General features: G+C 71.7%; 18 protein-coding genes. 9 read left to right on the top strand and 9 right to left on the bottom strand.

The annotated features are described in order from the left end of the window. Nucleotides 1–62: 62 nt before the first annotated feature. Entirely contained in the window at nt 63–2,966 is a 2,904-nt protein-coding gene (locus AC5L30_RS16690) for a glycoside hydrolase family 9 protein (protein ID WP_494868258.1), read from the bottom strand. Between the two features lie 432 nt (nt 2,967–3,398). Here AC5L30_RS16690 and AC5L30_RS16685 point away from each other — a divergent pair, with 432 nt between their 5' ends. Beyond that, nucleotides 3,399–4,964, top strand: a complete 1,566-nt coding sequence (locus tag AC5L30_RS16685) for an aldehyde dehydrogenase family protein (RefSeq protein WP_494868256.1) — start codon at nt 3,399–3,401, stop codon at nt 4,962–4,964. A gap of 76 nt (nt 4,965–5,040) precedes the next feature. Next, nucleotides 5,041–5,439, top strand: a complete 399-nt coding sequence (locus AC5L30_RS16680; RefSeq protein ID WP_494868254.1) for a VOC family protein — start codon at nt 5,041–5,043, stop codon at nt 5,437–5,439. Here AC5L30_RS16680 and AC5L30_RS16675 read toward each other — a convergent pair. Both AC5L30_RS16675 and AC5L30_RS16670 read right to left on the bottom strand, forming a co-directional pair. Next, complete coding sequence (locus tag AC5L30_RS16675) at nt 5,436–6,512, bottom strand: GNAT family N-acetyltransferase (protein ID WP_494868253.1); 1,077 nt, start codon at nt 6,510–6,512, stop codon at nt 5,436–5,438. The two genes, AC5L30_RS16680 and AC5L30_RS16675, sit on opposite strands and share 4 nt — an antisense overlap. An 89-nt stretch (nt 6,513–6,601) precedes the next feature. Next, a complete protein-coding gene (locus AC5L30_RS16670; protein ID WP_494868252.1) occupies nt 6,602–7,303 on the bottom strand; it encodes an ACT domain-containing protein in 702 nt (233 codons plus the stop codon). Between the two features lie 150 nt (nt 7,304–7,453). Between AC5L30_RS16670 and AC5L30_RS16665 the strand changes: the two genes are divergently transcribed. Beyond that, nucleotides 7,454–8,533, top strand: coding sequence for a phosphotransferase family protein (locus AC5L30_RS16665; protein WP_494868250.1), 1,080 nt, complete (start codon nt 7,454–7,456; stop codon nt 8,531–8,533). Then, on the top strand, nt 8,533–9,744 hold the full coding sequence (locus tag AC5L30_RS16660; protein ID WP_494868248.1) for an acyl-CoA dehydrogenase family protein: 1,212 nt from the start codon (nt 8,533–8,535) through the stop codon (nt 9,742–9,744). The genes AC5L30_RS16665 and AC5L30_RS16660 overlap by 1 nt, the downstream gene beginning before the upstream one ends. A 113-nt stretch (nt 9,745–9,857) precedes the next feature. Here the strand turns inward: AC5L30_RS16660 and AC5L30_RS16655 are convergent, their stop codons facing one another. From AC5L30_RS16655 to AC5L30_RS16630, 6 genes are all read right to left on the bottom strand, one after another. After that, nucleotides 9,858–10,904 (bottom strand): LacI family DNA-binding transcriptional regulator, encoded by a 1,047-nt coding sequence (locus tag AC5L30_RS16655; protein ID WP_494868247.1) that lies wholly within the window; start codon nt 10,902–10,904, stop codon nt 9,858–9,860. A gap of 82 nt (nt 10,905–10,986) precedes the next feature. Next, a complete protein-coding gene (locus tag AC5L30_RS16650; RefSeq protein ID WP_494868245.1) occupies nt 10,987–12,408 on the bottom strand; it encodes a GH1 family beta-glucosidase in 1,422 nt (473 codons plus the stop codon). Further along, nucleotides 12,405–13,247, bottom strand: a complete 843-nt coding sequence (locus AC5L30_RS16645; protein WP_494868244.1) for a carbohydrate ABC transporter permease — start codon at nt 13,245–13,247, stop codon at nt 12,405–12,407. Before AC5L30_RS16645 ends, AC5L30_RS16650 begins: the two co-directional genes overlap by 4 nt. A 10-nt stretch (nt 13,248–13,257) precedes the next feature. Further along, nucleotides 13,258–14,229: a carbohydrate ABC transporter permease gene (locus AC5L30_RS16640; protein WP_494868243.1), complete on the bottom strand. Its 972-nt coding sequence runs from the start codon at nt 14,227–14,229 to the stop codon at nt 13,258–13,260. A 109-nt stretch (nt 14,230–14,338) separates the two neighbouring features. Continuing rightward, nucleotides 14,339–15,628 (bottom strand): ABC transporter substrate-binding protein, encoded by a 1,290-nt coding sequence (locus AC5L30_RS16635; protein WP_494868242.1) that lies wholly within the window; start codon nt 15,626–15,628, stop codon nt 14,339–14,341. Nucleotides 15,629–15,940: 312 nt separating this feature from the next. Then, on the bottom strand, nt 15,941–16,501 hold the full coding sequence (locus AC5L30_RS16630; RefSeq protein WP_494868241.1) for a plasmid pRiA4b ORF-3 family protein: 561 nt from the start codon (nt 16,499–16,501) through the stop codon (nt 15,941–15,943). Nucleotides 16,502–16,651: 150 nt separating this feature from the next. Between AC5L30_RS16630 and AC5L30_RS16625 the strand changes: the two genes are divergently transcribed. From AC5L30_RS16625 to AC5L30_RS16605, 5 genes are all read left to right on the top strand, one after another. Beyond that, nucleotides 16,652–17,398 (top strand): pyrimidine reductase family protein, encoded by a 747-nt coding sequence (locus tag AC5L30_RS16625; RefSeq protein ID WP_494868240.1) that lies wholly within the window; start codon nt 16,652–16,654, stop codon nt 17,396–17,398. Nucleotides 17,399–17,546: 148 nt separating this feature from the next. After that, nucleotides 17,547–19,301, top strand: a complete 1,755-nt coding sequence (locus AC5L30_RS16620) for an ATP-binding protein (protein ID WP_494868239.1) — start codon at nt 17,547–17,549, stop codon at nt 19,299–19,301. Between the two features lie 74 nt (nt 19,302–19,375). Beyond that, nucleotides 19,376–20,524: an exonuclease SbcCD subunit D gene (locus AC5L30_RS16615; protein WP_494868237.1), complete on the top strand. Its 1,149-nt coding sequence runs from the start codon at nt 19,376–19,378 to the stop codon at nt 20,522–20,524. Further along, a complete protein-coding gene (locus AC5L30_RS16610) occupies nt 20,524–22,998 on the top strand; it encodes an AAA family ATPase (protein WP_494868236.1) in 2,475 nt (824 codons plus the stop codon). The genes AC5L30_RS16615 and AC5L30_RS16610 overlap by 1 nt, the downstream gene beginning before the upstream one ends. Nucleotides 22,999–23,053: 55 nt before the next feature. After that, nucleotides 23,054–24,013, top strand: coding sequence for a hypothetical protein (locus AC5L30_RS16605; protein ID WP_494868235.1), 960 nt, complete (start codon nt 23,054–23,056; stop codon nt 24,011–24,013). Nucleotides 24,014–24,028 lie beyond the last annotated feature (15 nt).

Genomic DNA, 24,028 nt, shown 5'->3' with positions numbered 1-24,028 from the left:
GATCTTGGACAGTTACCGTCCGCGCGGAACGGTAACTGTCCAAGATCTCGTCGCGGTGCGGGTCAGGCGATGGCGCAGGAGGTGTTGTTGACGGTGAAGGCGGTCGGTTTCGGGTTGGCGCCGCTGTAGGTGCCGTTGAAGCCGAAGCTCACCGACGCGCCCGGCGCGATCGTGCCGTTGTAGGACAGGTTCGTGGCGGTGACCGCCGCGCCGCTCTGGCTGATCGCCGCCGACCAGCCCTGGCTGACGCTCTGCCCACCGGCGAAGCTGAACCGCAGGGCCCAGCCGTTGATCGCGGTGGTGCCGGTGTTGGTGATCGACACATTGGCGGTGAAGCCGCTGCCCCAGTCGGTGGTGGCGTACCCGACGGTGCAGGTGCCGCCGACCGGCGGGGCCGCGGTGGTCACCGCGACCGGCGCGGACGCCGCGGAGGTGTTGCCGGCCGCATCCACGGCCACCACGTAGAACTGGTACGCCGTCGAGGCGGTCAGCCCGGAGACCGCCTGGGTGGTGCTGGTCGGCGAGCCGACCAGCACGTCGGTGGCGCCGGCCTCGCGATAGACCCGGTAGCCGGTGACGCCCACGTTGTCGGTCGACGGGGTCCAGGCCAGGGTGAGCCCGGTGGCGGTGACGGCCGAGGCGACCGGCGTCCCGGGCGTGCTCGGCACTGTGGTGTCGGCGGTGCCGGCCGGTGGCGTGGTCACGCTGAGCTTCGGCGAGGCGGCCGACTCGTTGCCCGCGCCGTCGCGAGCCACGATGGTGTACTCGAACGTCCGCTCCGGCAGCAACGTGGTGAGGGTGATCGAGTTCTCGGTGACCCGTCGGGTTGCCACCACGTCGTTACCGACCATGAACTCGCGGACGTCGTACCCGGCGAGGCCGCTGCCGCCGCTGTCGGTGGACGGCGCCCAGGTCAGGGTGACCGTGCGGGGGCCGAGGTTGGACGCCACCGGGGTACCGGGGACGGTCGGTTTGGTGGTGTCCGGTACGGCCGGGCCCGGCTCCTCGCCCCAGACGCGGGTGGCACCGGAGTAGAGCGGCACCTTCCGGTTGGGCCCGGCGGTGGCCTGGTACGACGGGTCGTTGGTCGGATCCCAGGTGCCGCCCTCCGGCACCCCGATCTTGAACTGGACCTCCATCCGGTGCTGCGACTGACCCGCCGGGGCGATGGTGTGCCCGGCGCAGTCCACCTCGACGTACCAGATGTCGCCGCTGAACTGCTTGGCCGTGGTCGGGGACGGGCAGCCCTGGGTGTAGCCGGCGGTGACCTGCACCGGGCCGGTGCCGTCGGGCCGGAAGTAGTAGCGGAACCGGCCGTCGGTCAGCGCGCGGGCCGGGAACGCGGACTTGTTGTAGACCATCACCTTGAGCCCGGTGGCCCGAGGTTCGGCCTGCGTCACAGTGGTCTCCACGGTCAGCTCGTCGATGTCCGGCACCTCGGCGACCGGGAAGTTCGCCAGCGGCGTGCCGCCGTACTCGGAGGTCAGTCGGACCAGCGCGGACGTGAAGCCGGCGTTGTAGTCGGTGGCCACCTCGTTCATCACGTAGTCCGAGCGGCTGTCGCTGTACGCGTCGTTGGCCGAGGACGGGCCGCCGACCAGCGCGCCGTAGAGGGTGTGCCGGGTCTCGACGGGCACGGTCTGGCTGTCCCACCAGGAACCGTGCGCGGTGCGGTGGTGCGGGTTCTTCGGCGAGTTGGCGCCGAACCCGATGACGTAGCTGGAGCTACGGGGGTTGTCGCCGAGCGCGTAGTTGATCTGCCGGACGGCGAAGTCGTGGTAGCGCGCCTTGCGGGTGGTGTCGGTGGTCTTGTCGCTGTAGACCAGCGCGGCGAAGGAGGTGTTCGCGGCGTACCGCAGCGCGCCCCAGGAGTCGAGCACCGCCATCCCGCCTGGCGAGTACGGCACCCGCTGCCCGTTCACCCCGACGGTCCAGTAGTCCAGCCATCGGTTGGCGTCGTCGACGTACTTCTGCTTGCCGGTCAGGTTGGCCAGCAGCACGTACGCGCCGAACTGCTTGTTGTCCCAGGCGATGGTCCACTTGTAGGAGCGGGTGGTGGACTGGTTCTCGGTGCCGAGCTTGTCGTACTCACTCTCGGCCTTGGCCAGGTAGCTGGCCTCGCCGGTGGCCCGGTGCAGCCAGATCGCGGCCCAGACCAGCTCGTCCTGCCAGCCGCTCCAGGAGCGGTAGAAGCTCGTGGCGTCGGTGATGCACTCGTGGTAGGACTTCCGCACCGTGTCGGCGAAGGTGTAGAGCTGCCGGGCGTGCCCGAGCAGCCGGTCGGCGTAGGCCGCGTCGGTGGGCCGGAACACCATCGAGGAGGCAGCCATCGCGGCCGCCGTCTCCCCCGCCAGGTCCGCCCCGCCACAGCTCGCATCGATCTTGTACGCGGGCCGCGCCATCGGCATCACCTCGGCCGGGCCCCACCACTTGTGGTCGTCGTCGCCCTTGCCGACCTGGCCATAGAGGACGTTGGCCGACGGGTGCGCCTTGATGAAGTAGTCGTTGACGAAGCGCAGGTTGTTGAGCAGGTGCGGCAGTTGCCCGGAGGCCGTGTAGCCGCTGCGGTACTCGACCGCCCCCCAGGCGAGCATGGTGGCGCTGAACGCCATCGGGAAGCCGAACTTGACGTGGTCACCGGCGTCGTACCAGCCGCCGGTGAGGTCCACCCCCGCGCTGGCGCCGTCGGTGAGCGCGCTGTCTCCACGCCAGGAGACCCGGTTCCAGTCGGGCAGTGGACCGGACTGCTGCGCCTCGTAGAAGAGGAGCGACTTCTGCAACGCCTCGGCGTAGTTGTAGGTCGCCGCCGGCGCGGCAGAAGCGGGCGCGGACGGCGGTGCGGTCACCGCGAGGGACGCGCCGGTGAGCAGCGCGACGCCAATGGCCAGCAGCCGCCGCGGCCAGGGCTGGTCGGCGGCCGGTGACCGGCCAGGTTGGCCGCTGGACGGCCGGGTCAGGTGGCGCATGGCGGGCTCCTGTCGGAGGCGCCGCCGGCGGTCGCACCGACGCGGGACGGCGTACGGGCGGCACGGCCACCGGCGACAGCGGGTGGCGGTGTGACCACGGGTCATGGAAGCGCTCCCATGGATATCCGACAATGTAATGGGCGGGCCGTCGGTTGGGAAGCCTGCCGACCGACGGCCCGGCACGTGGGGTCACTTCCGTACTCACGAGTAACCATTGCGGACCATCTCACACCATCGGTGCATGTCGATTGATGCTTCACGTTTCCGCAGCCCACAACACCCGCATCTGGAAAGATCCTCGCGCCGTTCGCAGGCGTCGGAGGCCAGCCAGACAAACGTACTGTTGCTGACCCACTACCAAGCGCGAGACAGTACCGCTCACCAGCGGTGCCGTCGACGCCGCCGCTCCCCGGTCAACCCTGAGGAGAAGCGATGGCACTACGACTCGCCGACGACACCGCCTGGACCGACATCCTGGCCCGCGCGGTGGCCGTCACCCCGGAGGCGTTCGGCGCCGAGGTCGACGGCGTCACCACCCTGCACAACCTGGTCGAGGGCGAATGGCGGGCGGTCGGCCAGCCCGCCGCGGTCCGCACCCCGGTGGACAACACCGTCCTCATCAACCTGCCCCGGCTCGACGCCGCCGCCGCCCGCGCCGCGGTCGCACACGCCGCCACCGCGCACCGGGCCTGGGCCCAGACCCCGCTGGCCGATCGCAAGGCCCGGGTCGCCGACGCCGTGGACTCGCTCACCGCCCACCGCGACCTGCTCGCCCTGCTGCTGGTCTGGGAGATCGGCAAGCCGTGGCGGCTGGCCTGCGCCGACGTGGACCGGGCGCTCGACGGCGTCCGCTGGTACGCGGGCGAGATCGACCGGATGCTCGCCGACGGCCGCGAGCCGCTGCCCGGCCCGGTCAGCAACATCGCCTCGTGGAACTACCCGATGAGCGTGCTGGTGCACGCCGAACTGGTACAGCTCCTGGCCGGTAACGCGGTCATCGCCAAGACCCCGTCCCAGGGCGGCGCGGTGTGCCTGACCGTCGCGCACGCGCTGATGCGCCGGGCCGGACTGCCCGCCACGCTCGTCTCCGGCAGCGGCGCGGAGCTGTCCGAGGTGCTGGTCCGGGCACCCGAGATCGGCGCGGTGGCGTTCGTCGGCGGCCGGTCCAACGGCGGCAAGGTGGCCGCCGCACTGCTCGACAGCGACAAGCGGCACTTCATCGAGCAGGAGGGCCTCAACGCCTGGGGCATCTGGAACTTCTCCCAGTGGGACCTGCTCGCCACCCACCTCCGGAAGGGCTTCGAGTACGGCAAGCAGCGCTGCACCGCGTACCCCCGGTTCGTGGTGCAGCGCGACCTGGTCGACGAGTTCCTCGACATGTACCTGCCGGTCGTCCGCTCGGTCCGCTTCGGTCACCCGCTCGCCGTGGGCGACGACTGGGCCGCCGGTGACCCGCTGCCCGAGCTGGACTTCGGGCCGCTGATCAGCGCCGCCAAGGCCGACGAGCTGCGCCGCAAGGTCGACGAGGCGGTCCGCGGCGGCGCGATCCCGCTGCACCGGGGCAAGCTCACCGGCGCGCCGTTCCTTCCCGGGCAGGACACCTCGGCGTACGTGGCGCCGTCGGTGCTGCTCGCCCCGCCCGGGCGGTCCCGGCTGATGCACGCCGAGCCGTTCGGGCCGGTCGACACGATCGTCGTGGTGGACACCACCGACGAGCTGCTGGCCGCGATGAACGCCTCCAACGGCGCGTTGGTGGCCTCGCTGGCCTGCGACGACACCGACGAGGCCAGCAAGCTGGCCGTGGACCTCCAGGCGTTCAAGGTGGGCATCAACAAGCCGCGCTCACGCGGTGACCGGGACGAACCGTTCGGCGGCCGGGGCGCCTCCTGGAAGGGCGCGTTCGTCGGCGGTGACCTGCTGGTGCAGGCCGTCACCGTCGGCGGCGACGACCGGCTCTACGGCAACTTCCCCGACTACAACAGCTACCCCACCACCTGATCGACGTGTGCGAAGGGCCCTGCACGCCTGGTGCGGGGCCCCTCTCACCGCCGGACCGACGGCGTACGGTCGAGAGATGGCGATGATCGCGCAACTCTCGCTGGGAGTGTCCGATGCGGAGCGGGCCGGAGCGTTCTGGGCTGCCGCCCTCGGCTACCGCCGCCGCCCACCCCGCCACCCGGGCGACGAGTGGATCGTGTTGGAGCCGCCGCCCGGGATGCCCGGCGCGCCCATCGCGATGGACCTCAGCGAGAGCCCAGTCGAGGAGTTCCCCCGCGCCCACCTCGACCTGGACGCCGGTGAGCGGAACCTCGACGAGGAGGTCGACCGGCTCCTCGCCCTCGGCGCCCAGCGGGTCGACTGGCGGCACTACCCGACGGACCCGCTCCCGACCGAGCCGCCGTACGTGGTGCTCGCCGACCCGGAGGGCAACCGGTTCTGCGTCTCGGGCCGACGCGAACCGTCCCAGCCCTAGACGCCAGGCGTGGAGAACGCGTCCCTCCGCTTCGCCGGGGCGGCGACGGCGAGCGGCACGGTGAGGGTGAGCAGGGCACCGTCGCGCTCGACAACGCTGGGCCGGTTCAGTCGGCGCAGCGTCCGCAGCATCGGGTCGTTCTCGGCCTGGACGTGCAGCACCAGCGCCGCGTACCCGGACCGGTCGGCGTGCTGAACCAGCCGGCGCAGCAACGCCGAGCCGAGCCCGTGCCGCTGCCAGTCGTCGCGCACCAGCAGCGCCACCTCGGCCTCGTCGCCCTCGCCGAGCAGGTTCGCCATGGCGACCACCGACTCGGCCGTGCCGTCGGAGCCGGTGGTGGTGGCGATCAGTGTCAGCCCTCGGCTCGGCTCCAGCAGCCGACGCAGGCGGGCCGACCGCGGTAGCGCTGCCCCGCCCAGGTAGCGCCGCTGCCGGCTGCGCGGTGAGCACGCCTCGTGCAACTCCACCACGCCGGACAGATCGTGGGCGCTGGCCGGCCGGACGACCACCTCCGCGCCGTCGGGCAGCACCAGGGTGACCTGTTCGGCGGCCCGGCGCGCCACGGTGGCGGCCAACTCGACCAGGGCCTGCGCCCGCGCGTACTCCGCCGGGGTGAAGTCGGGCGCGGCCCGGCGCAGCGCGAACGAACCGCCCGCCGGATCGGCCAGCAACATGCCGGCCCCGGTGATCCCCCGTTCGACGCCGACCGGTGCTGGTCGCCAGCTGACCACGTCGGCAGCGAGCAGGGTCCGCAACGCCTCGCCCGTCGCGTCCGGGTCACGCACCAGCCGGTTGGCCAGACCGAGCACCCGGGTGGGCTGGTCGGCCAGACCACGCGCCTCGCTGCGCGCCACCCAGCAGTCCCGGCCCCGCCCCCGCTCGACGGCGGCGATCAGCTCGGCCTCGTCGAGCGCGTCCGGCGCGTCGACCAGGAAGTCGTCCACCGCGCCCTGCTCGGTGGGCTGCACCTGCACGGTGAGGATGTTGACCCCGCGCAGCGCGAGGCTTGCCGTGAGCACCGACAGGTAACCCGGTCGGTCGTCCACCGTCGCCCGGATCCGCCACAACGTCATGGTTGGCTCCCTTCCCCGGTAAGAGCCTCACCCCCGCCTGTTGCCGCCCGGTTGCCCTGCGGTGTCGGCCCGGGAACTCCTCGGGCCGCTCAGGGGCCGGCGACCACCGGCGGCGCGCCGACGAGGTCCAGCCGGTCACCGAGGATCACCGTGCAGGCGCGGACGAGCTGGGTGAGCCGATCAACCTCGGTGCTGTGGAACGCCGCGGCGGAGAGCGTCTCGCTGTGCTCGCGGGCCGCCACCAGCACCAGGCCCGCCCGGCCGAACGGCGCGATCGCGTGGTGGGTGCCGTCGGGCGTGGTCATCGACCGACCGCGCAGCGGGGTCACCTCCGGCAACCGCAGGGGTACGGGGGCACGCCAACTCGCGTGCCCCACGGTCGCCCCGCCACCGCCGGTCCGCGAGGCCCAGTCGACCGGCACCACGGCGGCGACGGCCCAGTCGGCGGCCAGCAGCCCGGGCACCGCGTCGACCAGGGTGGCCAGCCCGTCGGCCGGGTTCGCCGCGACCTGGGCCAACAGCTCCGCGTCCTGGCCGGTGGTGGTGGGCGCGCCGATCGCCCGCCACACACCGTCCACCCGCACGCCCGGTATCGCCGCGAGGCCAGCCAGCAGCCGCTCCACCCGCGCCGCACCCGGCCAGACGACAGTGAAATCGTCCACCGCGCGGCCGCCGAGCCGTTCGAGGACCACCACCTGGACGATGTCCGCCCCGGAGACGCCCAATGTGCGGGCGACCTGACCGAGGGTGCCCGGACGGTCCGGCAGGGTGACCCGAACTCGCAGCAACATGTCTGTCCCTCCGCTCGGCGGGCCGGCGAAAGAGCGGCCGGCAGGCTGCTCTCAGCCTGGTAGTTGACCATTTCGTCCCTGTTGCAGAGGCATGTCCCGAGCGGAAATTCTGACCTTGACAACGTGAGCGGGCTGCCATCAACTAGTCGGATGAGCGATCCGGCCGTCGATGCGTCACGGCCGGGGGCCGTTTCCGTCTCTCCAGCGGGGCTGGCCCTGGACCGTCTCGCCGCCTACCTGGCCCAGCACCGACCCGAGCTGGCCGTCGAGCCGCTGCGCGCCCAACTGATCGCGGGCGGCAAGTCCAACCTCACCTACCTGCTGCGCCTCGGCGACCGTGAGGTGGTGCTGCGCCGCCCCCCGCTGGGGCACGTGTTGGCGACCGCGCACGACATGGCGCGCGAGTTCCGGGTCATCTCGGCGCTGGCGCCGACCGAGGTGCCGGTCCCGGGCGCGCTGCTGCTCTGCGCCGACCCCGAGGTGATCGGCGCACCGTTCTACCTGATGGAGCGGATGCCCGGCGAGGTGTTCCGCACCCGCGCGCAGACCGACCCGCTGGGCGACGAGCGTCGCAGGGCCCTGGCCATGGCGATGATGGACACGCTCGCCGCGCTGCACAGCGTCGAGCCGTCCACGGTCGGGTTGGCTGACTTCGGCCGCCCCGAGGGCTACCTGGCCCGGCAGGTCCGCCGCTGGGCCGGGCAGCTCGACCGCTCCCGCAGTCGCCCGCTGCCCGGCATCGACGAGCTGCGTGACCTGCTGGCGGCGACCGCCCCGGAGGGCGCGAACGCCGGCCGGATCGTGCACGGCGACTACCGGCTGGACAACCTCCTCGCCTCGGCCGACCCGGTCGCCGTGCACGCGGTGCTCGACTGGGAGATGGCCACCCTCGGCGACCCCCTCGCTGACCTGGGGCTGCTGCTGACCTACTGGGACGTGCTCGGCGGTAGCGAGACCGCCGCCGGCAACCCGGTCGCCGACGGGCTCGGCCCGCGCGCCGGCTTCCCCAGCGGCAGCGAGCTGATCGACCGGTACGCCGGACGCAGCGACGTCGACGTCGGGCCGCTGCACTGGCACGTGGCGCTGGGCTGTTTCAAGCTCGCGGTCATCTGCGAGGGCATCCACTACCGCCACACGCTCGGGCAGACGCTCGGCGAGGGCTTCGACCGGATCGGCGAGATGGTGGCACCGCTGGTCGCGCACGGGCTGACCGCCGCCAGGGAGCGGTGATGGACTTCTCATACGACAGCCGGACCGAGGAACTGCGCGACGAGCTGACCCGGTTCCTGACCGAGCACGTCTACCCGGCCGAGGCCGTGCACGCCGAGCAGGTGGCCACCGGGGACCCGTGGTCGCGTACCCCGGTGTTGGCCGAGCTGAAGGCGGAGGCCCGCAAGCGCGGCCTGTGGAACCTCTTCCTGCCCGACCCGCGCTACGGCGCCGGCCTGACCAACCTCCAGTACGCTCCGCTGGCCGAGCTGACCGGGCGCAGCCCGCACCTGGCGCCGGAGGCGGTCAACTGCGCGGCGCCGGACACCGGCAACATGGAGTTGCTGGCCGAGTTCGGTTCCGAGGCGCAGCAGCAGCGCTGGCTGATGCCGCTGCTGGAGGGTGAGATCCGCTCGGCGTTCTGCATGACCGAGCCGGATGTCGCGTCCTCCGACGCCACCAACATCGCCACCCGGATCACCCGCGACGGCGACGAGTACGTGATCAACGGGCGGAAGTGGTGGTCGTCCGGGGCCATGGACCCGCGCTGCGAGATCTTCATCGTGATGGGCAAGACCGACCCCAGCGCCGACCGGCACCGCCAGCAGAGCATGGTGCTGGTCCCCCGGGACACCCCCGGGGTGACCGTGCGCCGGGGCATGACCGTCTTCGGGTACACCGACGGTTCGCACGGCGGGCACGCCGAGATCGACTTCACCGACGTCCGGGTGCCCGCGGAGAACCTGATCGGCGCTGAGGGCACCGGCTTCGCCATCGCCCAGGCCCGGCTGGGGCCGGGCCGGATCCACCACTGCATGCGGCTGATCGGAATGGCCGAACGGGCACTGGAGCTGCTCTGCCGCCGCGCCAACGAACGGATCGCGTTCGGCCGTCCGCTGGCCGAGCAGGGCGTGGTCCGGGAGTGGATCGCCGAGTCCCGGGTCCGCATCGAGCAAGCCCGGCTGCTGGTCCTCAAGACGGCCTGGCTGATGGACACCGTCGGCAACAAGGGCGCGCACACCGAGATCCAAGCCATCAAGATCGGCACGCCGGCGATGGCGGAGTGGGTGATCGACAAGGCGATTCAGGGGTACGGCGGCGCCGGGGTCAGCCAGGACACCCCACTGGCCGCTCTCTGGGCGCAGACCCGCACCCTGCGCCTTGCCGACGGCCCCGACGAGGTGCACCGCAACTCCCTGGCCAAGCGCGAACTCCGCCGCTGGACCCAGTAACCCCCACCCTTGTTGATCATGAAGTTATTGCCCTCGACACCGGCGTGTCATGGCAATAACTTCATGATCAACTGAGCACTCAGCCCGGGTGGGTGAGGCGGGGTGGGAGGGGGTTAGGCGGAGGCTCGGTGGACGAGTTGGGTGTCCAGGAGGATGTGGGAGGCGGGTAGCTCCTCGCCACGGATCCGGGCCACCAACAGACGGGCCATCTGCCGGCCCATCTCCTCCACCGGCTGGAAGACCGTGGTCAGCGGCGGCTCCGCCCGCAGGGCGATCGTCGCGTCGTCGAAGCCGATCACCGCGACGTCCTGCGGCACGCGCCGGCCGGCCTCGCGCAGCGTACGCAGCGCACCGAACGCCATGAGGTCGGAGGCGACGAAGACCGCGTCCAGGTCCGGGCAGGCGTCCAGCAGGCGACGCATGGCGGCCTCGCCGCTGCCCTCGCTGAAGTCGCCGTACGCGATCAGGTCGGGGTTGACGCCGGCCCCGGTGGCCTTGACCGCCTCGGTGTAGCCGGTCAACCGGGCCAGGCCGACGCCCATGTCCTGGGTACCGGCGATGGTGGCGATGCGTCGCCGCCCCTGCCGCGCCAGGTACTCCACCGCCTGCCGGGCCCCGCCAACGTTGTCCACGTCGACAAACCAGGCCGGTTGGGCGCCGGGTTGCAGCATGCGGGCGGGCCGACCGCCCAGCACGGCGGGCAGGCCGCGCTCCTCCAGCAGCGTCGGCAGCGGGTCGGAGTCGTGCAACGACAGCAGCAGTACGCCGTCGACGTGCTGGTTGGTGAGGTGGTGCTCGACCCGCTCCCGCTCCACCGGCGACTGGGCCATGGCCAGCCAGAGCTGCATCGGCGTCTCCAGCAGCCCGGAGCTGATCCCCCGCACGATGGCGGCGAAGAACGGCTCGGTGAACACCCGTTCGCCGGATTCGGACACCACCAGCGCGACGGAGTCGGTCCGCTGGGTGACGAGCGCACGGGCGGCCCGGTTCGGCACGTACCCCAGCTCCGCGATGGCCTGTTGGACCGCGGCCCGGGCCTCCGGGCTGACCTGGGGTGAGCCGTTGACCACGCGGGAGACGGTGCCCCGACCGACGCCGGCACGCGCCGCGACCGCGTCGAGGGTCGGGCGCCCGAGCGACCGGGTGCGCTGCGTTGTCATCGTCTGCTCCTCCGACGGCGGACGGACCCGGCGCCACCTGCGAGAGGTGGACGCCGGGGCCGTCCTGATGGCTGGCCCGAGCCTATTGTGCGGCCAGACCGTTGCGCCGGATCACCGAGGCGTACCACTTGGCGCTGGACTTGGGGGTGCGGACCTGGCTGTCATAGTCGACGTGGATCATGCCGAACCGCTTGGTGTAGCCCCAGGCCCATTCGAAATTATCCATCAACGACCAGGCAAAGTATCCCCGCAGAGGCACTCCGGCGTCGATCGCCTCGTGGGCGGCGCGCAGGTGGGCGTCGAAGTAGGCCAGCCGGTCGACGTCGTCGACCTGCCCGTCGACCACCGAGTCGACGAACGCGGAACCGTTCTCGGTGACGTACAGGGGCAGCTCGGTGTAACCGTGCACCCGACGCAGCGTCTCGGCCAGGCCCGGGGCGTCGATCTCCCAGCCCATGTCGGTGACCGGGACTCCACGGGTGACGAACCGGACGTCCTCGCTGCCCGGCCAGCACGAGGGGGCCGGGTCGGCCTCGACGCCCTCGACCGGCGCGGCGACCACGTGCCGGCTGTAGTAGTTGACCCCGACCAGGTCCAGCGGCGTGGCGATGGTCGCCAGGTCGCCGTCGCGCACGTGGTCGAAGTCGGTCACCGTGCTGAGGTCGGCCACCAGGTCCTCCGGGTACGACCCGCGCAGCAGCGGGTCCAGGAAGAACCGGTTGGCCAACCCGTCGATCCGCCGGGCGGCGTCCCGGTCGGCGGGGGTGTCGGTGGCCGGGTCGACCGGGTAGAGGTTGACGGTCACGCCCACCTCGGCGGCCGGCCGGGCGACCCGCAGCGCCTGCACGGCCAGGCCGTGACCGAGCATCAGATGGTGGCCGGCGCGCACCGCGTCCGCTCCGTTGGTGCGGCCGGGGGCGTGCACGCCGGAGCCGTAGCCGAGGAACGCGGAGCACCACGGCTCGTTCAGCGTGGTCCAGTAGCGCACCCGGTCACCGAGCGCGTCCGCCACCAGGGTCGTGTAGTCGGCGAAGCGGGACGCGGTGTCCCGGGCCGGCCAGCCGCCGGCGTCTTCCAGTGGCTGCGGCAGATCCCAGTGGTAGAGGGTGAGCCACGGCTCGATGCCGTTGGCCAGCAGCTCGTCGACCAGTCGCCGGTAGAAATCCAGGCCACGCGGGTTGGCCGCGCCGGTGCCGGCGGGCTGCACCCGGGACCAGGAGACCGAGAAACGGTACGACTTCAGGCCCAGCTCGGCCATCAGCGCGACGTCGTCGCCGAGGCGGTGGTAGTGGTCGCACGCCACGTCCCCGGTGTGCCCGGCGACGACCCGACCCTCGGTGTGGCTGAAGGTGTCCCAGATCGACGGGGCGCGGCCGTCCACGGCCGCCGCCCCCTCGATCTGGTACGCCGCCGTCGCGGCCCCCCAGAGAAATCCGGGTGGAAAGGTCAGCCCGGGGCGCTCGTCGAGGACGTCGACGGCGGGTGGGCTGGCGGGGTTGCTCACGACTTGACGGCACCTTCCATGATCCCGCCGATGATCTGGCGGCCGAACACGAGAAAAACGATGACCAGGGGGATGGTGCCGATCGCCGTGGCGGCGAACACCTGGGAGTAGTCGGTGTAGTAGGCGTACGAGAGGAAGGAGAGCGAGACCTGGAGGGTCGGGTTCTCCGGGGTGAGGATGGCGTACGGCCAGAGGAACGAGTTCCAGGTCTCCATGAAGGTCAGCAGACCGAGGACGCCGGCGGCGGGGCGCAGCGCGGGCAGCACGATGCTCCAGTAGATCCGGAACGTGCTCGCGCCGTCGACGCGCCCGGCCTCGATCAGCTCGTCGGAGATCGCCTGACTGGCGTACTGCCGCATCATGAACACGCCGAAGGCGCTGACCAGGAACGGCACCGTGACCGCGTAGAGGGTGTCGTACCACCCGAGGTCCTGCATCATGCCCCAGAGCGGGATGAGCCCCATCTGGGTCGGGATCATCATGGTGATGATGATCGCCAGCAGGAGGGCGTTGCTGCCCCGGAACTTCAGCTTGGCGAAGGCGAACCCGGCCAGTGAACCGGTGAGCACCACCGAGACGGTGACCACCGAGGAGACGATGATCGAGTTCATCATGCCGGTGAGGAAGTTGGCGGCGTCGTTGTCGAGCACCCGCCCGAAGTTGTCACCGAATGCGCCACCGGGGGTCAGCGGCGGCGGCACGTCGTTGATGTTGTCCAGGCTGCGACTGCCGATCACGAGCATGTAGTAGAACGGGTAGATCGACAGCAGCGCCGCCAGGACGAGTGCCATGTACGTCAACGGACTTGTGCGCCACAGGCGCCGGGAAGCCGAGATCATCGGGCTCTCCTCACTTCGCCGAGCGGCGGACGAGTAGGAAGTTGAACAACGACACCACGACGATGATCATGAAGATCGCCCAGGCGACCGCGGCTCCGTAGCCGGCGGTGTTCAGGTTCACGATGCCCATCTCGTACATGTACATGGCCAGCGTCTGGAACTCCCGCTGGTTGCCGCCGATGATGTTGCCGTTGCCGAAGAGCAGGGGCTCGGTGAAGAGCTGCATGCCGCCGATCGTGGACAGGATGACCACGAAGATGAAGGTGGGCTTGAGCATGGGCAGGGTGATCTGCCAGAACTGTCGCCACGGGCCGGCGCCGTCGATCTCCGCGGCCTCGTAGAGGTCCTTCGGGATCGCCTGCATGCCGGCGAGCAGGATCAGGGTGTTGTACCCGGTCCACCGCCAGTTGACCATCGAGGAGATGGCCATCCAGGAACTCCACGAGTGCCCGTCCCAGTCGACCGCGTCGACACCGACGAAGCTGAGCAGCCAGTTGAACAGGCCGAACTCCCGCTGGAACAACATCCCGAAGACGATCGCGACCGCGGCCACCGACACCACGTTCGGCATGAAGATGGCCATCCGGAAGAAGGTCTTGGCGCGCAGGAGGGTCCGGTTGAGCAGGTTCGCCAGGAAGAGTGCGAGCAACAACTGCGGGATGGTCGACAGGGCGAAGATGCCGAACGTGTTGACCAGCGCGTTCCAGAAGTACTCGTCGGACATCAGCCGGGTGTAGTTGTCGAAGCCGATGAACGTGTGGTCGCCGATCATGTCCCAGTCGTGCAGCGACATCCAGGCGGTACGCAGCATCGGGTACAGCCCGAATGCGCCGAAGATCAGGAAGAACGGGGCGATGTAGAGGTACGGCGAGTACTTGACATCGAGGCGGTTGAGTAACCGTCCCCGTCGACGTCGGGAAGAATCGTCGGGGGAAGGCGGTGCTGCTGGCGACGGCCGTGCCGTCGTGGCCGACAGGCTCATGCGAATTTCCTTTTCCGGCGAGGCCCGGGGGCCCTCGCGCAGGGCGCTACGCGGAGGGGACCGGCCGGTGGCGTCCGGGAAGTCCCGAACGCCACCGGCAGGGGATCACTCAGAAGGCACCCTGAGTCTTTGCATCCTTTGTGAACTGCTCCCAGGCCTTCGCCTTGTCGGCCTGCCCGTTCTCGAACGCCCGCAGGGCCGGCTCGAGCGCGTTCTCCTTCACCGCCTGGTGCTTCGGACCCAGGTGGATCGGCTGGATCTTGGCGACGCTCTCCCCGAAGATCTTGCCGGTCGGCGCGTTGCTGAAGTACTCGTTGGTGTAGCCGAGGAACGCCTCGTTCTTCAGCGCCTCCAGGTTGGTGGGCAGCGGGCCCTTGAGCTTGAATGCCTCCACCTGGCTCTTGGCGTTGGTCAGGTACTCGGCGAGCTTCGCCGCCTCCTTCGGGTACTTGCTCTGCGCCGGAACCGCGAGCCACGAGCCGCCCCAGTTACCGCCGCCGCCCGGCACGGACGCCACATCCCACTTGCCCTTGTTGGCCGGACCGGAGTTGTCCGACACGATGCCGAGCATCCAGGACGGGCAGAAGGTGGCCGCGAAGGTGCCCTGCTTGAAGCCACCCGACCACTCCGGCGACCAGGTGGACGCCTTGGCGGAGATGTCCGCCATCGAGGTGGCGGTGTCCCAGGCGTTCTTCACCGCGGGGCTGGTGTCCGCGATGATGTTGTCTTCCTTGTCATAGAACAGGTCACCGTTGCCCTGGAAGAGCACACCGTTGGAGACGGCGGTGATCGAGTCGATGAACGCCTTGCCGCCGCTGCCCTGCTTGTACTTCAGACCGGCGTCGTGGAAGCCCTTCCAGTCCGGCCAGAGCGCCGACACCTGGTCGCGCTCGGCGGGCAGGCCGGCCGCCTGGAACAGGTCCTTGCGGTAGCAGACGGCGAGGCTGCCGACGTCAGTCGGCAGGCCGATCAGCCGGCCGTCCGGCGCCTTGCCCAGCTCCCACTTCCAGGGCAGGTATTCCTTGGAGTGGTCGGCGACCAGCGGGGTGAGGTCGGCCCAGTTGCGCGCGTTGGGCTTGAACTCGTTGAGGATGCCCTCTTCCAGGGCCGTGACGTCCGCCGCGCCCTTGCCGGTGGCCAGGTAGCGGACCAGCTTCGGCCGGTACTCACCGAGCTGTGCGGTCTTGCGCAGCTCGACCTTGATGCCAGTGTCCTTCTCGTACTGCTTGACGAGCTCGTCGTAGCCCATCTCGCCGAAGGTGTCGACGACCAGCTTGGCCGGCTTCTCGCCGGCCGCCGGCTTGTCGTCGTCGTTGCCGCAGGCCGCGAGACCGCCGATTGCGGTGATCGCGGCCAGGGCAGCGGCCGCCAGGCGGGTACGCCGCGTGGTGACACTCATTCGCTGACCCCTCTTTCCGGTGGTGAGGCTGGGTGGTTGTGGTGGGGGGTGCTCATCGCGCCAGGCCGGGGATGCGTGAGTGACCCATGCCACCTCCGGGAGCGCTCCCATGAGATTGCCGACAGGTAACGGGGGTGTCAATAGGACGTTGGGAGCGTTCCCAGATCGTTACCGCTGATCACTCCCGCCCCACCCACCCCAATCGCACCCGGGTGATCAAGAGGTTTCGGTCAGGAAACGGAGCCCTGCTGACGCAAACTTCTTGATCAACAAGACGGACCCGGGGGGCCGGGCGGGGCGGGGCGGGGCGGGTCAGCAGAAGCGGCGGAGGAGGGTGGTTGCGCGGGCGGGGTCGAAGCGGGACGGGTCGAAGGTGGGACCCGCCCAGTCGCGCAGCATCGCCTGGCGAGGGCTGAGGAAGTCGGCCGCGGCGGTCTGGTCCAGGGCTTCCAGGAGCGCCTGGTAACCCAACGGCCCGCCGATACCCTCCGGCGGGCAGGCCCGCTCGCCGGCCCGGCAGACCGGGTACCGCTCGTCGGGGTCGACGGTCAGCGCGTCCTCCACGACCAGGTCGTGCTCCCACCAGTCACCGAAGTCGTACGTGTAGGAGAACCGGCTGCCCTTGCCGAGCACCGCGTCCAGCCGGACGTCCAGCTCGTCGTGCAGCGCCAACTCCCCGTCCGGGTCGGGCTCGCCGTACTGCACCGCGTCGATCTCGAACGAGTGCAGGTGGCAGTCCCGCCAACCCATCGCGTGCTGCACCACCCGGTGCAGCCGGTCCAGCGTGTAGCCGGCCGGCACGAGCACCCGGCGCCACACCGGCGGGCGGGTCCCGGCGAGGGACATCTTCAGCTGGAAGATCTGACGCGGCATGCTGTCCTGTCCTCCCGCGGCTTAGGCTGCGAGCATGATCTGCCGAGCGTGCCGGGCCCGGCGACACGACGACTGCCCGGGCCGGAACTGGTGCGACTGCCAGCACCGTACCGCCGAACCGACCCCTCCGGTCACCGGTCCGGCCAGCGAATGACCGTCGGAATTCCGATCCGGCGGCTCTGGCCGGAGCCGTCGACGCAGCCACTCGACGACGACGCCCTGACCGCCCTCTACGGCCGCGCCGACGAGCCCCGGCTGCGGGTGAACTTCGTGGCCAGCCTGGACGGCGCGGTCACCGTGGACGGCTACTCCGCCGGGCTCTCCGGCGAGCCGGACAAGCGGGTGTTCGGCCTGCTGCGGATGGTCTGCGACGCCCTGGTGGTGGCCGCCGGCACACTGCGCCACGAGGGGTACCGGGCCGTCCGCCTCGACGAGCGCCGCCGCGCCTGGCGCCGCGCCAACGGACTGTCCGAGTACCCGACGCTGGTGGTCGTCTCCCACTCACTCGACCTGGATCCGGCGCAGGCGGCCTTCGCCGACGCGCCGACCCGCCCGGTGGTGCTCACCCACGCCCACGCCGATCCGCCGCCCGGGCTCACCGACGTCGCCGACGTACTGCGCTGCGGCGGCGAGCGGGTCGACCTGGCCGCCGGCCTCGCCGAGCTGCACCGACGCGGGCTCACCCAACTGCTCTGCGAGGGCGGCCCCCACCTGTTCGGCGCGCTCACCGCCGCCGACCTGGTGGACGAACTGTGCCTCACCGTCTCGCCGCTGCTGGCCGGGCCCGGCCCGGGCCGGATCACCGCCGGCGACGCCGCACCGCCCCGGCACCTGCCACTGCGGCATGTGCTCGCCGCCGAGGACGGTGTCCTCCTGCTCCGCCACGCCCGTCCGTAACCCGCCGTCGCCCGGTCACACACCCACCGTCGTGAGTGTGACGGCGCATGGTGTCGTCCGCCGCGTCGCGTGGCGACCTGTCGTACTCCTCGGGCAGGATGCAGGGCATGCGCGCCGACCGTGATGCCCGACCGACCCGATTCGCCCGATGACCGACGCCGACCTCGACAGCCCGGGCGAGGCGGTCGGGCGGGTGCTGGGCACCGCCGACGCCACCCCGTTGCAGTTCTGGACGGCCGTGGCGCCCGGCAGTTACCTCCAGCTCGACGACGTGGTGGTCACCCGACGGGAGCTGCCGAACCGGGAGCCGGTGACGATCGCCGGGGTGGTCACCCAGGTCCGCGCTCGGCACGAGGGCGCCCAGTTCGACTCCGACGTGTTCGCCATCGCCGACGGCACGCTGCCCGCGCAGGTGCAGGAGGCGGCCGAGATCACCACCACCCGGGTCGATCCCGAGCTGTACGTGCCGCCGACCCCGGGCGCGGTGGTGCACCGGGCCGAGGGTGACGCCCGGGCCCGCGCGCTGCACTTCGACCGGATGGAGCGACGCATCCCGATGGGGATGGGTCGAGACGGGGTCCCGGTCTACCTCAACGCCGACTTCCTCGACGGCAGCCGGGGCGCGCACGTCTCCATCTCCGGCATCTCCGGGGTGGCCACCAAGACCAGCTTCGCCACCTTCCTGCTCTACTCGGTGTTCCGCTCCGGGGTGCTGGGCGGCGACGCGGTCAACGCCAAGGCGCTCATCTTCAACGTCAAGGGTGAGGATCTACTCTTCCTGGACCACCCCAACACCCGCCTCGACGAGCCCACCCGCGCGGCGTACGCGAAGCTCGGGTTGAGCGCCGGCGCCTTCCCCGACGTGCGGGTGTACGCCCCACCCCGGGTCGGGGACGCGGCCGGCACGCCGGATGTGAGCAGCCGGCTCACCGGGGTGGATGCGTTCTACTGGACGCTGAGCGAGTTCTGCACCGACCGGCTGCTGCCGTACGTCTTCGCCGACGCCGACGACGAGCGCCAGCAGTACACGATGGTGGTCCACTCGGTGGCCGCGCACCTGGCCCGCTACGCCCAGCCCGCCGACGGCGGGGTGAGCATCGACGGGGTCCGGCTCGGCTCCTACGGTGATCTGGTCGACCACATCGTCGATCAGCTCAACGACGACGAGACCCGCTCCGACTGGGCGGGCAGCGCGGTGGGGCTGGGCACCGTCAACGCGTTCGCCCGGCGGTTGATCGGCAGTAAGAAGGACCTGGCCCGGCTGATCCGCGGTGACCTCGCCACCCGCCGCCCCCACTCGATCAACACGAGCGAGTCGGCGCAGGTCACGGTGGTCGACCTGCACAACCTGCCGGACCGCGCGCAGCGCTTCGTGGTGGGTGTGACGCTGAAGAGCGAGTTCGAGCGCAAGGAGAAGTCGGGCACCGCCAAGCCGCTGCTCTTCGTCGTCCTCGACGAGCTCAACAAGTACGCCCCCCGGGAGGGTTCCTCGCCGATCAAGGAGGTCCTGCTGGACATCGCCGAGCGGGGCCGCTCGCTCGGGGTGATCCTGATCGGCGCGCAGCAGACGGCGAGCGAGGTGGAACGGCGGATCGTCACCAACTCGGCGATCCGGGTGGTCGGCCGGCTCGACCCGGCCGAGGCGTCCCGCCCGGAGTACGGCTTCCTCCCGCCCGCGCAGCGCCAGCGGGCGTTGCTGGCCAAGCCGGGCACCATGTTCGTCAACCAGCCGGACATCCCGGTGCCGCTCTGCCTGGAGTTCCCGTTCCCGGCCTGGGCCACCCGGGTCTCCGAGGCGGGCCGGGCACCCTCGGAGACGCTGCGCTCGATCACCCAGTCCGCCGACCCGTTCGCCGTGGTGGGCTCCGGCGGCGGCAGCACCGACGACGACATCCCGTTCTAGGGAGGGCCGGCACAGGTGAGCGCGAGGAGTGAGCTTGCGAGCCCCGCAGTCGCGAACGGAAGGCCAGCACAGCCATGAAGATCCTGCACACCTCCGACTGGCACGTGGGAAAGGTGCTCAAGGGGCAGTCCCGGGCCGACGAGCACAAGGCCGTGCTGGCCGGGGTGATCGAGATCGCCCGTGCCGAGCAGCCGGATCTGGTGATCGTCGCCGGTGACCTCTACGACACCGCCGCGCCCAGCTCCGAGGCGACCCGCCTGGTCACCCGGGCGTTGACGGCGCTGCGGCGCACCGGCGCGGACGTGGTGGCGATCGGCGGCAACCACGACAACGGTCCGGCGCTGGACGCGCTGCGCCCGTGGGCCGATGCCGCTGGCATCACGCTGCGCGGTGGGGTGCGGGAAAACCCGGACGAGCACGTCATCGACGGCACCACCGCCGGTGGCGAGCGGTGGCGGCTGGCCGCGTTGCCGTTCCTGTCCCAGCGGTACGCGGTGCGCGCGTTGGAGATGTACGAGCTGACCGCCGCGGAGACCAACCAGACCTACGCCGACCACCTGGGTCGGGTGCTGGGGCGACTGACCGAGGGTTTCACCGAACCGGACCGGGTGCACCTGGTCACCGCGCATCTGACGGTGACCGGCGCGGCCACCGGTGGCGGCGAGCGCGACGCGCACACCGTGTTGGGCTACGCCGTTCCGGCCACCGTCTTCCCGGCCACCGCGCACTACGTGGCGCTGGGTCACCTGCACCGGGCGCAGCGGGTCGCCGGCCCCTGCCCGGTGCGATACAGCGGCAGCCCACTCGCGGTGGATTTCGGTGAGCAGGAGAACGTCCCCTCGGTGACGATGGTCGAGGTGACGGCCAGCACCGCCGCCCGGGTGCGGGAGGTGCCGGTGACGGCGGCGAGCGCGCTGCGCACGGTGCGGGGCACCCTGGCCCAGCTCGCCGAGATCGAGGCACCGGACGCGTGGCTGCGGGTGTACGTGCGGGAGCAACCCCGCGCCGGCCTGCGCGAGGAGGTCCAGGAGCTGCTCCCCCGGGCCCTGGAGATCCGGATCGACCCGGAGCTGTTGGCCGCGCCGGGCAGTGGCGCGCGCATCGCCCAGCGGTCGGGGCGTTCGCCCCGGGAGTTGTTCGCCGACTACCTGGACAGCCGGGGTCACGCCGACGAGGGTGTCCGGGAGCTCTTCGACGAGCTTTTCGAGGAGGTCGAGCACTGATGCGTCCGATGCGGTTGGACATGGCCGGGTTCACCGTCTTTCGGGACGAGACCACCGTCGACTTCACCGACGCCGACTTCTTCGCGCTGATCGGCCCAACCGGTTCGGGCAAGTCGACGGTGTTGGACGCGATCTGCTTCGCCCTCTACGGCATGGTGCCCCGCTGGGGTGGCGCCCGAGGGTTGGCGAACGCGCTCGCGCCGTCGGCGACCGAGGCGCGGGTGCGGTTGGTCTTCGAGTCCGGCGGCGCCCGGTACGTGGCGACCCGGGTGGTCCGGCGGGACGGCCGGGGCAACGTGAAGACCGCGAACGCCGGGTTGCAGCTGATGCCGGCCGGCTTCGACGTGACCAAACTGGACACCGGTTTGAGCCCGGACGACCTCGGCGAGGTGGTGGCCGGCACCCCCGCCGAGATGGAGCAGGCGGTGCTGGAGGCGGTCGGGCTGCCGTACGAGCAGTTCACCAGCTGTGTGGTGCTGCCACAGGGGCAGTTCGCCGACTTCCTGCACGCCAAGCCGGCGACGCGGCAACAGATCCTGGTCAACCTGCTGGGTCTCGGCGTCTACGAGGACGTGCAGAAGAAGGCGACGGCGCGCGCCGCGCAGGCGGAGGCCCGGCTGGAGGCGGTCGACCAGGTGCTCGCCGGGTTGACCGGCGTGGACGACGAGGCGCTGGCCGAGGCCGACGCCCGGGTCGACCGAATGGCCGAGTTGGCGGCCGCGGTGGCCGACGCGGTGCCGGAGCTGGCGGCGGCCCGGGCCACGGCGCGGGAGGCCGCGGCGGCGCTGACGGCACTGGACGGCGAGCTGACAGTGCTGACCGGGGTGCGCGCGCCGGCCGGGGTGACCGAGGTCGCTCGCGCGGTCGCCGCGGCGCGGGCCGAGGCCGAGGCGGCGGCGACCGGGGTGTCGCTGGCCGAGGAGCGGGAGGAGAAGCTGCGCGGCGAGCTGGCCGCCGCTGGTGACGAGAGCGCGCTGCGACTGCAACTGCGGGCGTACGACGATCGGGACCGGCTGTCCGGCGAGGCCGACACGGTCCGGGCGGCGGTGCGCGTGGCGAACGACGAGCACGCCGCGGCGGTGGCGGCCCTGGCCGCCGCACGGGTGGTCGCCGAGCGGGCCGACGCCGAGTTGGAGGCGGCCTTCCGGGCGCACGAGGAGGCGAAGGCCACCGACCTGGCGGTGAGCCTGCGGGTGCACCTGCACGCCGGCGCGCCGTGCCCGGTGTGCGAGCAGCCGGTGGCCGAGGTGCCGGCGGTGCCGGCCGATTCGGCGGTGGCGGCCGCGACGGCGGCGGGCAAGGCCGCGCGGGCCGCGACGAAGGCCGCGCAGGCGACCGTGCAGCAGCGGGACACGGCGGCGCGTGAGCTGGAACGGCTGCTGGTGCAGGCGCGGGCCCGGCAGGAGCAGGTGGAGGCCCGGTTGTCGGAGTTGGACGGGCAGCTCTCCGGTGCGGCCGAGCCGGCCGTGCTGCGCCGGGAGTTGGCCGAGCACGCCCGGTTGCGGCGCGCGTTGGAGGAGGCGGCGACGGCGGTGCGGGCCGGCCGCGAGACCGCTCGGCAGGCCCGGGCCGGGGTGGACGCCGCCGAGGAGCGGCTGCGGGCGGCGTGGCGGGCCTTCGACACCGCCCGTGACGGGTTGGCCCGGTTCGGCCCGCCGGCGACCGACCGGGACGACGTGGCGGCCGCGTGGGCGGCGCTGACCGGGTGGGCGACCACCGAGGCGGACCGCCGCCGCGCCGAGCGGGCCGGTCGGGCCGCCGCCGTGGCGGAGGCGGAGTCGGTGGCCGACGGGGTGCAACGGGCGCTGGCGGGCATCTTCGCCGCCGCCGAGGTGCCGGTCGGGGACGACCCGGTGCACGCGGCGACAGTGGCGGTGGAGCGGGCCGACGCCGACCGGCGGCGGCTGCACGAGCGTCGCGAGCAGGCCGGGACGTTGCGCGAGCAGCGGGCGGGGCATGAGCGGGAGGCGCAGGTGGCGCGCGCGCTCGCCGGGCACCTGCGGGCCAACAACTTCGAGCGGTGGTTGCTGGCCGAGGCGTTGGACCTGCTGGTTGACGGCGCGTCGGGGATCCTGCGGGAGCTGTCCTCCGGGCAGTACGAGCTGGTGCACGACAAGGGCGAGTTCGTGGTGGTCGACCACCACGACGCGGGGCTGCGTCGGGGTGTGCGCACCCTCTCCGGCGGTGAGACGTTCCAGGCGTCGCTGGCGCTGGCGTTGGCGCTCTCCGAGCAGTTGGCCGGGATGTCCACCACGGCGGCGAGCCTGGAGTCGATCGTCCTGGACGAGGGTTTCGGCACGCTCGACGCCGCCACCCTGGACACGGTGGCGGCGACCCTGGAGAACCTGGCGGCCCGGGGCGATCGGATGGTCGGCGTGGTCACCCACGTGCCGGCGTTGGCCGAGCGGATCCCGGTCCGGTTCGAGGTGCGCAAGGATGCCCGGTCCGCGCGCGTGGAGCGGACCGGCCGGTGAGCGCGAGGAGCGCAGCGCAGCGGAGCCCCGCAGTCGCGAACGAAGGGCCAGCTCGGTGAGTGACGCCGCGTTCTTCGTGGATTCGTGGGATCCGGCGTACGGGGCGTCGTTCGAGGCGTCCGCCGCCGGGCCGGCCACGCCGAGCAGCGCCCAGGTCGACGCGGACGTGGAGGTGCCCGCCGTGGACTGGCGGGCGATCGGGGTACGCCCCGGGGTGCGGGCCCCGGACGTGGTGTTGCTGGTCGATGGGGTTCGCCGCATCGACGCGAGCATCTGGACGGCCGAGACCGACGGTGGGTCGTTCCCCGGGTTGGCCGCCTCGTACGCGGCCGGGGTGGTCAGGTGTGACCTGGGCCGGGGTGCGGCGCAGTTGGCGGGCACCCGGGTTGGTCGGGGCCTGTTCACGGCGAGCCCGTCGGCGCAGGATGTGGTGGCGGGCGCGATCCGTTACCCGGTGCACCGGGTGGGTGGCACCGGTGAGTTGGCGAAGCTGCCGGCCGCCGTGCAGGGTCCGCTGACCGCGTTGGAGGTGGCGGTGTCCGACGCCGCCCGGGTCGACGGTGACCTGTTGGTGGTGGACGGTCCGTTGCGCAGTCGCCGGCAGTTGCCGCGCACCCTGGGCTACATCAAGACGCAGCACAGTCAGTACCTTGATGCCCGGCTGACCGCGGTGGTGACCGGCATGGCGTCGGGTGAGCGGTCCCCGGTGTTCCGGCTCGGCACCGCCTGGGGTGGTTGGTCGTGGTATTTGCGGCTGCCGGTGGCGATCGGCGCGCCGTGGGCGGGCGTCGTCCGGGTGGAGTGCTCCGCCGACCTGCCCGTCGAGGCGGCGATCGAGTTGGCCGACCTGTCGCTGGTGACGCTGCCGCGCTTCGCGTCCACCCCGTACAAGGATCCGCGGGCCCCGCAGAACCTGATCCCGATCGCCGGCCTGGAGCGCCGACTGCGTGCCCTGCTCGGCGATTCCCGGCTGCTGCACCGCGCGTTGACCGCAGCGGCCCGCGCCGCCCGGTGAACGCGGATACTGGTC

The organism is Micromonospora sp. BQ32 (assembly GCF_059358895.1).
This window is presented reverse-complemented; position numbering and strand designations above follow the sequence as displayed.

What these genes read in the sequence shown, in the direction of transcription:
- AC5L30_RS16655 (WP_494868247.1), bottom strand. Translation starts at nt 10,904, where the DNA reads ATGACAACGCAGCGCACCCGGTCGCTCGGGCGCCCGACCCTCGACGCG.
- AC5L30_RS16610 (WP_494868236.1), top strand. Translation starts at nt 20,524, where the DNA reads ATGCGTCCGATGCGGTTGGACATGGCCGGGTTCACCGTCTTTCGGGAC.
- AC5L30_RS16660 (WP_494868248.1), top strand. Translation starts at nt 8,533, where the DNA reads ATGGACTTCTCATACGACAGCCGGACCGAGGAACTGCGCGACGAGCTG.
- AC5L30_RS16625 (WP_494868240.1), top strand. Translation starts at nt 16,652, where the DNA reads ATGACCGTCGGAATTCCGATCCGGCGGCTCTGGCCGGAGCCGTCGACG.
- AC5L30_RS16615 (WP_494868237.1), top strand. Translation starts at nt 19,376, where the DNA reads ATGAAGATCCTGCACACCTCCGACTGGCACGTGGGAAAGGTGCTCAAG.
- AC5L30_RS16675 (WP_494868253.1), bottom strand. Translation starts at nt 6,512, where the DNA reads ATGACGTTGTGGCGGATCCGGGCGACGGTGGACGACCGACCGGGTTAC.
- AC5L30_RS16685 (WP_494868256.1), top strand. Translation starts at nt 3,399, where the DNA reads ATGGCACTACGACTCGCCGACGACACCGCCTGGACCGACATCCTGGCC.
- AC5L30_RS16630 (WP_494868241.1), bottom strand. Translation starts at nt 16,501, where the DNA reads ATGCCGCGTCAGATCTTCCAGCTGAAGATGTCCCTCGCCGGGACCCGC.
- AC5L30_RS16620 (WP_494868239.1), top strand. Translation starts at nt 17,547, where the DNA reads ATGACCGACGCCGACCTCGACAGCCCGGGCGAGGCGGTCGGGCGGGTG.
- AC5L30_RS16690 (WP_494868258.1), bottom strand. Translation starts at nt 2,966, where the DNA reads ATGCGCCACCTGACCCGGCCGTCCAGCGGCCAACCTGGCCGGTCACCG.
- AC5L30_RS16670 (WP_494868252.1), bottom strand. Translation starts at nt 7,303, where the DNA reads ATGTTGCTGCGAGTTCGGGTCACCCTGCCGGACCGTCCGGGCACCCTC.
- AC5L30_RS16665 (WP_494868250.1), top strand. Translation starts at nt 7,454, where the DNA reads ATGAGCGATCCGGCCGTCGATGCGTCACGGCCGGGGGCCGTTTCCGTC.
- AC5L30_RS16635 (WP_494868242.1), bottom strand. Translation starts at nt 15,628, where the DNA reads ATGAGTGTCACCACGCGGCGTACCCGCCTGGCGGCCGCTGCCCTGGCC.
- AC5L30_RS16645 (WP_494868244.1), bottom strand. Translation starts at nt 13,247, where the DNA reads ATGATCTCGGCTTCCCGGCGCCTGTGGCGCACAAGTCCGTTGACGTAC.
- AC5L30_RS16640 (WP_494868243.1), bottom strand. Translation starts at nt 14,229, where the DNA reads ATGAGCCTGTCGGCCACGACGGCACGGCCGTCGCCAGCAGCACCGCCT.
- AC5L30_RS16680 (WP_494868254.1), top strand. Translation starts at nt 5,041, where the DNA reads ATGGCGATGATCGCGCAACTCTCGCTGGGAGTGTCCGATGCGGAGCGG.